General features: G+C 69.4%; 1 protein-coding gene. It reads right to left on the bottom strand.

Annotation, left to right across the window (positions count from 1 at the left end):
- Positions 1-569 (bottom strand): hypothetical protein (locus ACY1JZ_RS26050; protein WP_462631687.1); only part of this gene is annotated, 569 nt, incomplete at both ends.

Raw genomic sequence — 569 nt, 5'->3', positions numbered from 1 at the left:
AGCGCCTGTGTCGCCAGTAGCTCCAGTAGCGCCTGTGTCGCCCGTTGCTCCAGTAGCGCCCGTGTCGCCCGTTGCTCCAGTAGCGCCTGTGTCACCTGTGTCACCTGTGGCACCCGTAGCGCCTGTGTCGCCAGTAGCGCCCGTGTCGCCCGTGGCTCCAGTAGCCCCTGTGTCACCCGTGGCCCCTGTAGCCCCTGTGTCGCCTGTAGCACCCGTGTCGCCCGTTGCTCCAGTAGCGCCCGTGTCGCCCGTGGCACCAGTAGCACCAGTAGCCCCTGTGTCGCCTGTGGCTCCAGTAGCGCCCGTGTCGCCCGTGGCCCCAGTAGCGCCTGTGTCGCCCGTAGCGCCTGTGTCGCCCGTCGCGCCCGTGTCGCCCGTGGCACCAGTAGCACCCGTGTCGCCCGTAGCCCCGGTCGCGCCCGTGTCGCCTGTAGCACCCGTAGCGCCTGTGTCGCCCGTAGCACCAGTAGCGCCCGTAGCACCAGTAGCGCCTGTGTCACCCGTAGCCCCTGTAGCCCCTGTAGCACCTGTGTCGCCAGTAGCACCCGTAGCGCCCGTGTCGCCCGTGT

The organism is Paenibacillus sp. J5 (genome assembly GCF_054955055.1).
The sequence above is the reverse complement of the archived record's forward strand: the minus strand, read 5'-3'. Positions and strand labels throughout refer to the sequence as shown.